Origin of the sequence: Hyphomonas oceanitis (assembly GCF_036964545.1) — a bacterium.
GTDB classification, from domain to species: domain Bacteria; phylum Pseudomonadota; class Alphaproteobacteria; order Caulobacterales; family Hyphomonadaceae; genus Hyphomonas; species Hyphomonas oceanitis.
Genome location: NZ_JBALTL010000003.1, coordinates 30597 through 44035, shown reverse-complemented (window position 1 = coordinate 44035; position 13439 = coordinate 30597). Strand labels below are relative to the sequence as shown.

At 63.1% G+C, this 13439-nt stretch carries 14 protein-coding genes; 11 read left to right on the top strand and 3 right to left on the bottom strand.

What is annotated here, in order from left to right:
- The first annotated feature begins 11 nt into the window (after positions 1 to 11).
- From V7651_RS09320 to V7651_RS09305, 4 genes are all read left to right on the top strand, one after another.
- Complete coding sequence (locus tag V7651_RS09320) at positions 12 to 845, top strand: isocitrate lyase/PEP mutase family protein (RefSeq protein WP_335613023.1); 834 nt, start codon at positions 12 to 14, stop codon at positions 843 to 845.
- A 513-nt stretch (positions 846 to 1358) separates the two neighbouring features.
- Positions 1359 to 2105 (top strand): electron transfer flavoprotein subunit beta/FixA family protein, encoded by a 747-nt coding sequence (locus V7651_RS09315; RefSeq protein WP_035536341.1) that lies wholly within the window; start codon positions 1359 to 1361, stop codon positions 2103 to 2105.
- Positions 2105 to 3034, top strand: a complete 930-nt coding sequence (locus V7651_RS09310) for an electron transfer flavoprotein subunit alpha/FixB family protein (protein WP_335613022.1) — start codon at positions 2105 to 2107, stop codon at positions 3032 to 3034. The genes V7651_RS09315 and V7651_RS09310 overlap by 1 nt, the downstream gene beginning before the upstream one ends.
- 179 nt (positions 3035 to 3213) lie before the next feature.
- A complete protein-coding gene (locus V7651_RS09305) occupies positions 3214 to 4092 on the top strand; it encodes a 3-hydroxybutyryl-CoA dehydrogenase (RefSeq protein WP_035536338.1) in 879 nt (292 codons plus the stop codon).
- A gap of 12 nt (positions 4093 to 4104) precedes the next feature.
- Here the strand turns inward: V7651_RS09305 and V7651_RS09300 are convergent, their stop codons facing one another.
- Positions 4105 to 4728 carry a LysE family translocator gene (locus V7651_RS09300; RefSeq protein WP_335613021.1) on the bottom strand — a complete coding sequence of 208 codons (624 nt, stop codon included), beginning with the start codon at positions 4726 to 4728 and terminating at the stop codon, positions 4105 to 4107.
- A 128-nt stretch (positions 4729 to 4856) separates the two neighbouring features.
- Between V7651_RS09300 and V7651_RS09295 the strand changes: the two genes are divergently transcribed.
- Positions 4857 to 5339: a thermonuclease family protein gene (locus V7651_RS09295; RefSeq protein ID WP_035536335.1), complete on the top strand. Its 483-nt coding sequence runs from the start codon at positions 4857 to 4859 to the stop codon at positions 5337 to 5339.
- Here the strand turns inward: V7651_RS09295 and V7651_RS09290 are convergent.
- Positions 5336 to 6013, bottom strand: coding sequence for a Fe2+-dependent dioxygenase (locus V7651_RS09290; protein ID WP_035536334.1), 678 nt, complete (start codon positions 6011 to 6013; stop codon positions 5336 to 5338). The two genes, V7651_RS09295 and V7651_RS09290, sit on opposite strands and share 4 nt — an antisense overlap.
- A 99-nt stretch (positions 6014 to 6112) precedes the next feature.
- Here V7651_RS09290 and V7651_RS09285 point away from each other — a divergent pair, with 99 nt between their 5' ends.
- Entirely contained in the window at positions 6113 to 6916 is an 804-nt protein-coding gene (locus V7651_RS09285; RefSeq protein WP_035536332.1) for a hypothetical protein, read from the top strand.
- Here the strand turns inward: V7651_RS09285 and V7651_RS09280 are convergent.
- A complete protein-coding gene (locus V7651_RS09280) occupies positions 6899 to 7489 on the bottom strand; it encodes a TlpA family protein disulfide reductase (protein WP_335613020.1) in 591 nt (196 codons plus the stop codon). The two genes, V7651_RS09285 and V7651_RS09280, sit on opposite strands and share 18 nt — an antisense overlap.
- Before the next feature lie 38 nt (positions 7490 to 7527).
- On the opposite strand from V7651_RS09280, the gene argH reads away from it, so the two are divergent.
- The 5 genes from argH to V7651_RS09255 are packed head-to-tail and all read left to right on the top strand — an operon-like array spanning position 7528 to position 13408.
- Positions 7528 to 8925: an argininosuccinate lyase gene (gene argH / locus V7651_RS09275; RefSeq protein WP_156950386.1), complete on the top strand. Its 1398-nt coding sequence runs from the start codon at positions 7528 to 7530 to the stop codon at positions 8923 to 8925.
- A 5-nt stretch (positions 8926 to 8930) separates the two neighbouring features.
- Positions 8931 to 9170 carry an LPS translocon maturation chaperone LptM gene (lptM, locus tag V7651_RS09270; RefSeq protein WP_035536329.1) on the top strand — a complete coding sequence of 80 codons (240 nt, stop codon included), beginning with the start codon at positions 8931 to 8933 and terminating at the stop codon, positions 9168 to 9170.
- Between the two features lie 3 nt (positions 9171 to 9173).
- Complete coding sequence (locus V7651_RS09265; RefSeq protein WP_335613019.1) at positions 9174 to 9425, top strand: hypothetical protein; 252 nt, start codon at positions 9174 to 9176, stop codon at positions 9423 to 9425.
- A 3-nt stretch (positions 9426 to 9428) separates the two neighbouring features.
- Entirely contained in the window at positions 9429 to 10703 is a 1275-nt protein-coding gene (lysA, locus tag V7651_RS09260; RefSeq protein WP_335613018.1) for a diaminopimelate decarboxylase, read from the top strand.
- Positions 10682 to 13408, top strand: a complete 2727-nt coding sequence (locus V7651_RS09255) for a DUF4175 domain-containing protein (protein ID WP_335613017.1) — start codon at positions 10682 to 10684, stop codon at positions 13406 to 13408. Before lysA ends, V7651_RS09255 begins: the two co-directional genes overlap by 22 nt.
- Positions 13409 to 13439: the final 31 nt, after the last annotated feature.

Here is a 13439-nt window from a genome sequence, read left to right as displayed (position 1 = left end):
GGGACACGGAGATGACACCGCAAAAAGACAAGGCTTTCGCCTTCAAGGCGCTGCACGACAATGCGGGCCTATTCGTGTTGCCCAACCCGTGGGATGTCGGCTCGGCCCGCATGCTTGCCGGGCTCGGCTTCAAGGCCCTTGCCTCGACCAGCGCGGGCTTTGCCGCCAGCACAGGCGTCGCCGATTACCAGATAACGCGGGACCTGAAGCTCGCTCACATTCGCGCCCTCGCCCCGGCGACGCCGCTGCCTCTCACCGCCGATCTCGAGAACGGCTTCGGCCACAGCCCGGAAGCCTGCGCCGAGACGATCAGCCTTGGCGCCGAGGCCGGTCTTGTCGGCGGCTCGATCGAGGATTTCACGGGCGACGATGCCCGGCCGCAATACGACATCGCCGAAGCGGCTGACCGTGTCCGCGCGGCGGTCGAGGCGGCCAATGCCTTGCCATTCCCCTTTCTCGTCACCGCCCGCGCCGAGAATTTCTTCACGGGCGTGCCGGATCTTGCAGACGTGATTGCCCGCCTGCAGGCCTATCAGGAAGCGGGCGCCCATGTGCTCTATGCGCCGGGCCTCAAGACCATGGAGGATATCAAGACCGTGCTCTCCGCCATCGACCGGCCCCTCAATGTGCTGATGGGCCCGCGTGCCGGCTTCGTGCCGATGGCGGAGCTTGAAGCGCTAGGCGTCAAGCGCGTCAGCATGGGGGCGAGCCTTGCCTATGCGGCCTATGGCGCGCTGGTCAGGGCAGGGGAGGAACTCCTCGGCCCCGGTACGCTCGGCTTCCTCAAAGGGGCCGCAACCGGCAAGGACCTCGCCGCCCTGATGGCCAGAGGCGCAGACGTTTAAGCAGCGCTCATCCTGAGCGAAGTCGAAGGACGAGCGTGAGCTTCCAGTATTTGTCGCCCGGACCCCGTCCTTCGACTTCGCTCAGGATGAGGTCCTTGGGTCAGCCGTCATCGGCCCCCACATCCTTCAACAGATGTGGCGGTAGTTTCGTGCGAAGCCTCGCATGCGCGTGCAGCTTGTCGGTTTGGATATCAGAAGGGACCTTTAGTTTACCGGAAAAGGGCCAAACCCGTCTGGCGCCGCGCGCCAGCACGTTGAGAATGTTCATGTGAACCTGAAAGCTGGATGTGGAAACGGGGGCTGATCATGGTTGTGTTTCCTTTCCGGCTTTGAGGTTGGGTGCGCGAAGGCGCATCAATGAACGAGCGCGCCTCATACACGAAATGGTTCCATTACAAAATGAAAACCGCGCCAAATTGACCGTTACGTCAACGTAAACCTTGCGTCTTTTGCAGTGGACGTCTACTCACGCCGCCATATGTCAAACGTCTCTAAACCAAAAGGGAGCACCGCATGAAGGTCCTCGTGCCCGTCAAACGCGTGATCGATTATAACGTGAAGGTCCGTGTCAAGCCGGACAAAACCGGAGTCGACCTCGCCAACGTCAAGATGTCCATGAACCCGTTCGACGAGATTTCCGTCGAAGAGGCCGTGCGCATGAAGGAAGCCGGCACGGTCACCGAGATCGTGGTTGTCTCCGTCGGCCCGCAACAGGCCCAGGAAACCCTGCGCACAGCGCTCGCCATGGGCGCGGATCGCGGCATCCTGATCAAGACCGACGCGACCGTTGAGCCACTTGGCGTTGCCAAGCTGCTGGCCAAGGTCGTCGCCGACGAAAGCCCGGACCTCGTGATCCTCGGCAAGCAGGCCATCGATGACGATAGCAACCAGACGGGCCAGATGCTGGCCGCGCTGCTGGACTGGCCGCAGGGCACGTTCGCGTTCAAGCTGGAAAAAGACGGCGACAAGCTGAAAGTCACGCGCGAAGTCGATGGCGGTCTGCAAACCGTCTCGCTCACTTTGCCGGCCATTGTCACGGTCGACCTTCGCCTCAACGAGCCGCGCTATGCGTCGCTGCCGAACATCATGAAGGCGAAGAAGAAAGAGATCGTCGAGAAAACGCCGGAAGAGTACGGCGTCGACATTTCGCCGCGCCTCACTGTCGTCACCGTCACCGAGCCGCCTGTGCGCCAGGCCGGTGAGAAGGTCGAAGACGTTGCGACGCTCGTCTCCAAACTCAAAACCGCAGGAGCTGTGTAATGGCCGTCCTCGTAATTGCTGAACATCACCACGGCGCCCTGTCGGATGCCACGCACAAGGTCGTCACGGCCGCTGCGAAATTTGGCGGCGACGTGGATCTCCTCGTGGCTGGCGAACACGCTGCCGAGGTCGTCCCAGCGGCGGCGAAGGTCTCCGGTGTCCGCAAGGTCCTGAAGGCTGAAGGCGAAAGCCTTCGCAAGCAGACCGGTGAATCCATGGAAGCCCTGGTTGTGCCTCTGATGGCCAACTATGACGCTGTCTTCATCGCGGCCTCGACAACCGGCAAGAATATCGCGCCGCGCATCGCCGCCAAGCTCGATGTCATGCAGCTGTCCGAGATCATCGATGTGGTCGACTCGTCGACCTTCACGCGTCCGATCTATGCCGGCAACGCCATCATGACCGTCAAATCCTCCGACGCGAAGAAAGTCATCACCGTGCGCGGTACGGCTTTTGAAGCGGCTGGCAATGAAGGTTCGGCTTCGGTTGAAGACGTTGCGGCGCCAGAAGGCCCGTTCAAGTCCGAATTCGTGTCCGAAGAGATGGTCAAGTCCGACCGTCCTGAGCTGACCGGCGCCAAGCGCGTCGTCTCCGGCGGCCGTGCCCTCGGCTCGGCTGATGAGTTCAACCGCCTGATCGTGCCACTCGCTGACAAGCTCGGCGCGGCTGTTGGTGCCTCGCGCGCTGCTGTGGATGCTGGCTATGCGCCCAACGATTACCAGGTCGGCCAGACCGGCAAGATCGTTGCGCCGGAACTCTACATTGCCATCGGCATTTCGGGTGCCATCCAGCACCTTGCCGGCATGAAGGATTCCAAGATCATCGTCGCGATCAACAAGGACGAAGAAGCGCCGATCTTCCAGGTTGCCGATTACGGCCTCGTGGCAGACCTCTTCAACGCCGTTCCGGAACTGACCGAGGCGCTCTAGTCATAGCGTTTCCTCCCAAACGTTTGAAAAGCCCGGCCCTCGCGCCGGGCTTTTTATGTTCGGGCGCCTCTGCCCCTTGTCGACGGTGCCTTCCGGTACTGAAGCGTGGTCTTTGACGCAGTGCACAAAAAGGATATGGCTAGGTGTAGCAAAACTTGCACATTCAGGATGGTATCGAGATGGCAGAGCTGAAAACTGTTGGCGTGATTGGTGCGGGCCAGATGGGCAATGGCATCGCGCATGTTGCCGCCCTTGCCGGCTATGACGTCATCATGACCGATATTTCTGACGAGGCACTGGCCAAGGGCGTGACCACGATCGAGGGCAATATGCGCCGTCAGGTCATGCGCGACATGATCACAGACGACGCCATGATGAGCGGCCTGAAGCGCATCCGCACTTCCTCCTCGATCAAGGCCCATGAAGATGCAGACATCGTCATCGAAGCGGCCACCGAAAAACGCGAAGTGAAGGAGCAGATATTCCGCTCGATCTGCGAAATCGTGCCCGCGCACACCTATCTTGCCACCAATACCAGCTCCATCTCGGTTACGCGCCTCGCCTCCGTGACGGACCGGCCCGACAAGTTCATCGGCATGCACTTCATGAACCCGGTGCCGCTGATGAAGCTGATGGAAGTGATCCGCGGCCTTGCGACCAGCCAGGACACATATGAAACCGCCATCACCTTCGCCCAGCGCCTCGAAAAGACCACGACCAATGCCGAGGACTATCCGGCCTTTATCGTGAACCGCATCCTGGTGCCGATGATCAACGAAGCCGTCTACACGCTGTATGAAGGCGTCGGCACGGTGGAGAGCATCGATACGGCCATGCGCCTTGGCGCCAACCATCCGATGGGCCCGCTGACGCTGGCCGACTTTATCGGTCTCGATACATGTCTCTCGATCATGCAGGTCCTGCATGATGGCCTCGCCGACACGAAGTATCGGCCGTGCCCGCTGCTGGTGAAATATGTCGAGGCCGGCTGGGTCGGCAAGAAAGTCGGCAAGGGCTTCTACGACTATTCCGGCGAGCACCCCGTCCCGACACGTTAGGCCAGCGCCGCCCTATTTAACGAGCGTCGATAGTATCTTGAGGGCAGCCGCGCCGAAAAACACGGCAAACACGCCGTCGAACCAGCGCCGCATCCGCGTATAACCGCGAACAATCGCCGGGCTGGAAAACACGATTCCATAGCCAAGGAAAATGCACGCGGCCATCAGTCCAAGCAGGGCGATGATCGTGAACAGGCTCTGGAACGGCGTGCCGACTGGAATGCCGATCGAGTAGAGCGACCCGAAAAACAGAATCGCCTTCGGGTTGGTCAAATGGAGGGCGAGCCCCTTGGCGTAGGCTGCTCTGAAAGACGCCTGCGCGATTCCCACAATCTCTGTCTTGTGCGGGCGGGTGGCCGATATGGCCGACTTGAACGCCAGAAACAGCAGATAGGCGGCGCCGAGATATTTCAGGATACCGAACACCCAGGCGTTCGACACCATCACGGCGCCAAGGCCAAAGGCCGCCAGCACTGACCACATTACCGAGCCGGTCGTGACGCCCAGGGCTGTCGCGAGTCCCTGACGGCGCCCTGATGCCATGGAGGCGCCTGCAATGGCCAGTGTTGCGGGGCCCGGGCTCGCCATGACCATCAATGCGGCCAGCAGGATCAGGGAATAATTTACGCCATCCATCACAATCGACCCCTTTGGAAGATCAATAGGCGCGGGTGAATTACAGAGCAATCCCCGCCTTCTGCCGCAGACCTTAATCCGGGATTAACCCCTGCGCCCCAGTTTTGCCTCCTTTCGAGGAGGCTAGAATGGCTCACATATTCAAAGCTCCGCCGTGGCTGACAGCGGCGCTGGTTCTGGCATCAGGCGCGGGGGCCGTGGCGCTCGCTGCGCAGGCCGCGACAGGCGATCCCGCTCCGGTCTACTGGTCGGATGGCGACAGTGGCCGTCTGCCCGATGGTACAAAGTTCCGCCTCCACGGCGTCGACTCACCCGAAACCGGCAGTATGAAACAGCGCGGCGGCGCCAAGTGCGAGCTCGAGCGCATCAAGGGCTATGAAGCCAAGGAAGCCGCTGTCGAGCTGACCCGCGACAAGTCAGCCAAGATCGCCAAGTCCTACGGACCTGACCGCTATGGCCGCCTCGTTGTCGATCTGCAGGTTGCGGGCAAGGACGTGGCAACCACGCTCATCTCCGAAGGCACGCACAAGGCCTGGGATTATGATGGCGGCGAGCGCAAGCCTGACTGGTGCGCTGCGCAGGCCCGCGTGCCTGTTGCCTTCGTCGGCTAGTCCTCCGCCCAGCGCCTGACCAGATTGGAGATGACTTTCTCCAGCGCCAGGTGCTCCGGCTCATCGGCCGCCAGCTTCGTGCCCAGCGCCGCGCGCAAATTCTCCAGCTCGAACAGGGCTGCGCGCGCCTGAGGGTCGCGCACTGCGCTCGCGATCCATCCCACACAAGCCAGCCGCTCGCCGTGTGTCACGGGCCGCACTTCATGGATGTCGCCTGAGGCATAGAGTACGAGGTCGCCCGCTGCCGGCTTGGCCGCATGCGCGCCGCTCTGCGATTCCACTACCAGCTCGCCGCCATCATAGCTGGCCGGGTCGCTGAGGAAGAGCGTGAAGGAGAGGTCGGTCCGCACGCGCTCTTCGCCCGTACCAACATGGGCATTGTCGACATGTGGGCCATAATGGCTGCCGGGCCCTGTGCGGCTCAGCATCAGGCGTGAGAAGCGCGCAGGCTGGGCCGCCGCCTTCAGCACAGGATGGGCTGTAATCGCGTCCATCAGGAATGTGTGCAGGCCTTCGCCCGGCCCGCTTCGCAAATTGGCCTGCAGGTTACGCTTCACCACGCGCGCGCGCCCGCCTGCCGTGCGGGCACCGTCCACCCAATCCAGGGCATCGGCTTTCTTCTGGACGCGGGCCACGTCGCGCGGGCCGAGCAGGTTGGCGATGGTAAGGAACATGGATTGTCCGGACTGCGATTAGTGTTTGAGAATGACTTGCAGATGCCAGCGTATCGGGCGTAGGTTCGGGGCGCAATCGAAACTCCGGGAGCTGCGACAATGACCTACACTCCGAAACGCTGGGCCAGCCTTGGCCTTGGCGCCGCCTTGCTGGGCACGACGAGCCTGACGGCCTGCGGTGACCGCAACGAGCCCGTCCGGGCTGAAGCGCCCGTTGCGGCCCCGGCCCCGGCGCCTGCGCCTGCCGCAATGGCGGGCGAGGGCGGCGAAGGCGGCACGGAGAATGGCGCCATGGCTGGCATGGCGGACATGCAGACCCTGCCGGTCGACAAGCGTATCGCCTTCATGTCAGGCCATGTCGCGGCGGGGCTCGCCCTCTTCCGCGCGGGCGCGCCGGATCAGGCCTCTCGCCACCTGCTTCACCCGGTATCCGAAACGCACGCAGCTGAGCGCGCAGGTATCGATGCGCTCGGCTTTGATGCGGCGATCTTCGAGAAGGTCTCCGCCGACCTTGCCGCCGGCAAGTCAGCCGAAGAGATCGCGCCCGAACTCGACGCCGCCGAGGCAAATATCGCGCTCCTTCAGCAAAACGCGAACGCAGATCCCGTCGGCCAGATCGACTTCCTGATGGACACCTGCATTGCCGAATACAAAGTCGGCGTCGTCAATGGCGACATCGTTGAGGCGGGCGAATATCAGGACGCCTATGGCTTTGCCGTAACGGCCCGTGATATCGCCAAGCGTATCGACAAGCCGGAAGCCGAGGCCGTTGTGATGGAACTGGAACTGCTGGTGCGCATGTGGCCATCCGAGGGACCGCTGGCGGAAAGCATCCCGGCGCCGGTCAACGAGATCGCCGCGCAAGTCAGCCGTGTGAAGCTCGAACTATCCGACCTTCGCTAGGATAGCGTCGATAAAGTTCACCGCTTCGATGGATGACCAGTCGGCATCCCCGGCCAGCCGGGCGATTTCCTTGCCGTCCGGGCCGTAGATCACACTGGTCGGAAAGCCCTGCACGCCGGAATCATACACGATTTCGTAGTTTTCCGGGGGGGCAATATGGAAGGAGATATTGGCGGCGCCAAGTTCGCCGAGGCGCTGAGCGGCATAGTCCTTGTCCTCACTGGAATCGACGCTGACCGCCACGATCTCGAATGCGTCGCCCCCGCGCGCCGTCTGCAGGGCGCCAAGCGACGGCATTTCGCGCTCGCAGGGCGAACACCATGTGGCCCAATAGTTCACCAGCACGGTCTTGCCTTTCCAGGCGTCAAGTGTGACGGGTGTGCCATCGGCAGCAAACATGTTGGCTGTCGGCGCAGCTTCGCCCGAAGAGGCAAAACTCAGCTTCGCCATATCGCCTGTGGCATAGCGTTCGAACGCGTTGGAGGGCGGCTTTCCGCCTGCTGCGCTGAACAGCACATAGACAATTGCACCAAGGGCGACCAAGAAGAGGCCGATAAAGGCTAGGCGGGTCATCGGGAACGGTCTCCTCGCGTCGAATAAAGGATATGGCAATGAACCAGGGCAAAGGCCAGACAATGTGGGGGGGACGCTTTGCCGCGACCCCGTCCGAAATCATGGAAGAGATCAATTCTTCACTGGATATTGACCGCCGCATGGCCGCCGAGGACATCGCCGGATCCCGCGCCCATGCCGACATGCTGGCCGAAATGGGCATCATTACCGAAGCCGACAACGAGGCCATCCAGGGCGGCCTCGACAGCGTGCTCGCCGAACTGCGCGACGGCACATTCCCATTCCGCCGGGCGCTTGAAGACATTCACATGAATGTCGAGGCGCGTCTGAAGGAGCTGATTGGCGAGCCGGCTGGCCGGCTTCACACCGCCCGTTCGCGCAATGATCAGGTCATCACCGACTTCCGCCTCTGGACGCGGACTGCGCTTGATGGCGCGGGGTCGCTGCTGGCGGGCCTGCAGGCCGCGCTCGTCACACGCGCCGATGAAAACGCCGGCACGATCATGCCCGGCTTTACCCATTTGCAGACGGCCCAGCCGGTCACGCTCGGCCACCACCTGCTCGCTTATGTCGAGATGGCTTCGCGTGATCGTTCGCGCCTCGCTGATTGCGCCGTGCGCCTCAATGAAAGCCCGCTTGGCGCTGCCGCCCTTGCCGGCACCGGCTTTCCCATCGACCGCGACATGACCGCCGAAGCCCTCGGCTTCGCCCGGCCCATGGCCAACTCCCTCGATGCTGTTGCCTCGCGCGATTTCGCGCTGGAGGCCCTCGCTGATCTTTCCATCGCCGCCACCCATCTTTCACGTCTCGCCGAAGAGATCGTCCTCTGGACCAGTCCGCAATTCGGCTTTGCAGCTCTCACGGATGCCTGGTCAACCGGCAGTTCCATCATGCCGCAGAAGCGCAACCCGGACGCGGCTGAACTCGTGCGCGCCAAGGCGTCGCTCATCACCGCGAATTACAGCGCCCTGCAAGGCGCCATCAAGGCCCTGCCGCTCGCCTATGCCAAGGACCTGCAGGACGACAAGCGCCTCACTTTCGAGGCCTTCGACACGTTCAACCTCTGTGTCCGCGCCATGACCGGCATGATCGAGACGATCCGCTTCAAGCCGGATGCCATGCGCGCCGCTGCTGCCAAGGGCTTCTCCACCGCGACAGACCTCGCCGACTGGCTGGTGCGCGAGCTTGGCCTGCCCTTCCGCGATGCCCACCATGTCACGGGCACGCTGGTCGCCAAGGCAGAGGCGAAATCCTGCGACCTGGCCGAGCTGTCGCTCGCCGAAATGCAGGACGTGAATGCCGGAATCACGCAAAGCGTATTCGATGTGCTGACGGTCGAGGCGTCCGCCTCATCTCGGACATCTTATGGCGCTACAAGCCCTGTTCGCGTCGCTGAACAAGTGGCACAGTGGAAACAGAGATTGCGACTGGAGTAACCCGAATGAAACGTCCCCTTTTGCTCTGCGCCGCGCTGCTGGCTGCCAGCAGCCTGTCGGCCTGCGGCCTTACCGGCGACCTGAAGCGCCCGGCGCCCCTGTGGGGCGATCCGAACCAGAATACCGAAGCGGCCGACCTGCCGGATACGGCTAAATCCGACCTGCCACCGCTGCCCGAGCGCGATTCCGAAGCCACGACCGATGATGCCGACGACGAATTGCTCGGCGGCACCGACGGGAACTAATCCATGCGCAGGACTTTCGTGCGCATTCCCCGGCTAGGTGCCGGCACACTCGGCGGCGCCCTGCTTCTAAGCGCCTGTCAGGCACCCGGCCCGCGTGTGACGCCCCCTGCGTCGCCCGTCATGCCCCTCACCGTGCTCGTCGAGCCTGTCGAACAGGACGGTGATCGCATCAATCAATGGGGCGGCATCGTGCCGGATACTGCCCCGGCCGTGCCCGTCGAAGATGGCGGCCTCAGCGAACCGGAACCGCGCTAGACCATGCATCATTTCACCTATTCCGATGGCAGCCTCCAATGCGAAGGCGTCAGCCTCGATGTGATTGCCGACGCCGTTGGCACGCCCTGCTATGTCTATTCTGCCGCCACGCTGACACGCCATGCCCGCGTCATTGCCGAAGCCTTTGAAGGGCAGGACTGCCTGATCGCCTATTCGGTCAAGGCCAATGGCAACCTTGCGGTCCTTTCGACTCTCGCACGCGAAGGCTGCGGCGCGGATGTCGTCAGCGGCGGCGAATTGCAGCGCGCCCTGAAGGCCGGCATCCCGGCCAACCGCATCGTGTTCTCGGGTGTGGGCAAGACCGCTGTGGAAATGGACCTCGCGCTGGAAAAGGGCATCCATCAGTTCAATGTCGAGAGTGCTGGCGAGCTTCGCCTCCTGTCGAAAGTGGCGAGTGTGCTTGGCCGCAAGGCGCCGATCGCCCTGCGCGTGAACCCGGATGTCGCCGCCGGTGGCCACCCGAACATTTCCACCGGGAAGAAAGGTGACAAGTTCGGCATCCCGTGGAGCGAGGCCGAGGCCCTCTATGCCGAAGCCGCCACACTGCCCGGCATCCAGGTTGTGGCCGTCGACGTCCATATCGGCAGCCAGATCGGCGATCTCGTGCCGATGCGCGCCGCCTTCGAGAAAATTGTCGGCCTCACACGCCGCCTGCGCGAGGCAGGCCATGAGATCAGCCGCATCGATGTCGGCGGCGGCTTGGGGATTCCCTACAAGGCGGGCGATGCCCCCGCGCCCCCATCAGCCTATGCCAGCATGATTGCTGAAGTCATGCAGGGCATGGATGTTCAGGTCATCCTCGAGCCGGGCCGCGTCATTGCCGGCAATTCAGGCGTCCTGCTCACCACCGCGCTGTATGAAAAGCCCGCGCCCGATCGCACATTCCTCATCCTTGATGCCGGCATGAACGATCTCATGCGCCCGGCGCTCTATGACGCCCATCACGATATCGTGCCCCTGAAAGAACCCGCCGCCGATGGCCCCACAGCCACCTATGACGTTGTCGGCCCGATCTGCGAGTCGACCGACAAGTTCGCCGTCGCACGCGAACTGCCGAAGGTTGCCCCGGGTGACCGGCTCGCCTTCATGTCGGCCGGGGCCTATGGCGCGGTCCTGTCCTCGGCTTACAATGCGCGTCCGCTTGTGCCTGAAGTGCTGGTGACAGGCGACAGGTTTGATATCGTGCGCAGGCGCCCGTCCTTTGACGAAATGATTGAGCTCGAACAGGTACCCGATTGGCTGACACAGACGGCATGAAGGCGATCAACGCCAAGGTTTCCGCCACGTGGCGGACACTGACGCTGTTTGCCCTCGGCCGGGCCTTCTGGCCGCTATTCGTGTTCACCTGCCTCTTCATCGCCATGGCGCTGGCGGGCGTGTTCGACCGTGTCCAGCCGGCAATCGGCGCGGTGATGACGCTGGTCTTCTTCATCGGTGGCGGCCTGTTGCTGCTCCGGGGCCTGCGCCGCTATGATGCCCCGACGCGCCAGGCTGCGCTTCAAGCCCTCGACCGCCAGTCAGACCTGCGCCCCCTTACCAGCCTCGCCGACCGGCCCGCCGATCCATCGCGCGGCGCCCAGACGCTCTGGCGCCACCATCGTGCGCGGCTCCTGTCAGAGCTTGGCAATCTCCACCCGCCTTCGCTCAGTGCGGCATGGAAAGCGCTTGATCCCTATTTCCTGCGGGCAATCCTGCCAGCAGCCCTTATCGCCATTGCCGTTATTGCCTGGAGCGATGCGCCCGGCCGTGTCTACCGCGCCTTCGCGCCAGACTATGGTGCGCTGATGGGCGCTGACGACATGGTCGTCGAAGCCTGGATCACGCCGCCTGAGCATACAGGCCGCGCGCCTATCTTCCTGAAGCCCGGCCTTGATGGTCTGCGCATCCCGAAAGGATCTGAGGTCACTTTGCGGACGCAGGCGCCGTCTGCGCCCAGACTCGTGATGAAAGGCCGCAAGACCCACAAACAGGCTTTCGTCGCGACGCCCGATGGCGCCTTTGAGGCCAAAGCCAAGGTCATGGAAGACACGCGTCTCTCCGTCCGCTGGTGGGGCGAGCGCGCGGCCTGGCGGCTTCTTGCCTCGCCTGATGATCCCCCGACCGTCAAATTCGTCGTCATTCCATCCGTCGGCAAGCAGGACCGCATCGAGTTCACATGGAGCGCCAGCGACGACTACGGTGTCACCGCCCTCGAACTCGCCATTTCGCTGCGCGACCCGAACCCTGCGGCGCCAGACGCTGAAGACCGCATGCCGGTGCCCATGCCCGGCGTCACACCCACTGAAAGCACGGACGCCGCCCAGCTTGATCTCACACGCCACCGCTGGGCAGGCCTCCCGGTCAATGTCCGTCTGGTCGCCACGGACGGCGCCGGTCAGGAAGGCACGAGCGACAGCGTTCCCTTCATCCTGCCAGAGAAACTCTTCCTCGAGCCTATCGCGCGCGTGGCGCAGGAAGTGCGCGTCACCGTCCTGCGCGAGCCGCGGCCCTATGCCGAACTGCCAAAAAACGAAGACGCCCTGCATCAGGATGCCCTGAACGCCGAGGCCGCCAACCGCCTCGCTGCCGCCCCGCCGGATGTCCAGAAGGCCGTACTCATGCTGGACGCGGTCACTTATAAGGGCGAGCAATTCATGCCGGACCTTGCCGCCTTCTTTGCGTTTCGCACCGCGCGCGGCGTGCTCGCGGCAGCCAGCACCAAGGAAGAGGCCGACGCGATTGATCCGCTTCTGTGGGCTCTCGCGCTGAAATCCGAATATGGCAGTTCCGCAGATGCACTCCGCCGGCTTGAAGCCGCCCGCAAGGCGCTCGAACAGGCCCTGCGCGACGGCGCCTCGGAAGACGAGATCAAGCGCCGCATGGAGGCCTTCAAGGACGCGGCCAGCAATTATCTCGCCGCCAAAATGGCTGAGGCCATTGCCAATGGCATGCAGGATGCGCCCTCGAATGAAGACGGCCAGCAATCGGCCGGTGGGCCAAACCTGGGTGGGCAGGATTTTGAGGACATGCTCAAAGCCCTGCAGGATCTCACCGAAACCGGTGCGACAGATCAGGCCCGCCAGCTCCTTTCCGACATCACCAACATGCTGCAGAACCTGGAATTCCAGAAGGGCGGCGGTGGCGGCAAGGGCATGCCTGGCATGCCGGGCGAGAATGCCGAAAATGACGAAGACCTTCCGCCCGAAGAGCAGGAGCTGACCGACGCGATGAAGCGCCTGTCCGACATCCTGCGCGAGCAGCGGCAGCTAAATGATGATACGCTCGCGCAGGAACGCGGCGAACGACCCGGACAGCAACCGGGCACGGAGCCCGGCCAGCAGCAGGGCCAGCAACCCGGCGGCGAAGACCCCTCCGGCGACCAGCAGGCAGGCAATGGCTCCCAGCCGGGTGAAACGCCGGGTGAAGGTAGCGGTGACAGTCAGTCAGCTGACAATGAACAAAACGGGTCTGGTGGCGGCAAGCCCATCACCGAGGGCACGCTGGCCGAACGTCAGGCCCGTCTCGGCGAACTGGTCGAAAAGCTCGCACGCGAAAAGGGATTGGGGCAGGGCGGCGAGGCGGGCGATGATGCCCTGGCGGGCCGTATCGACCCGGATGCAATGGAAGATATCCGCCGCGCCCAGCGTCAGGCCGAAGACGCGCTCAATCGCGGCAATGGGCGCAGCGCCGCCCGCAATCAGGAACAGGCCACGCAGCTCCTTTCCGAACAGTCTCGCGAACTTGCCCAGGCGCTTGATGCTATCCGCGCCGCGCGCAATGGCGAAGGCGACGCGGGCAATGCAAAAGATCCCTTCGGTCGCAATGCCAGCGGCAGTGGCAGCAATGGCGACAACGTCAACATTCCCGATGTCGGCGAACGCCAGCGCGCCAAGGACATCCTCGACGAACTCCGCCGCCGCTACAATGATGCCGACGACGAAGACGAACGCGAATATCTCCGCCGCCTCCTCGAACGCTTCTGATCTTGCCCTGACGCGTCAAGCCTGCCTTGAT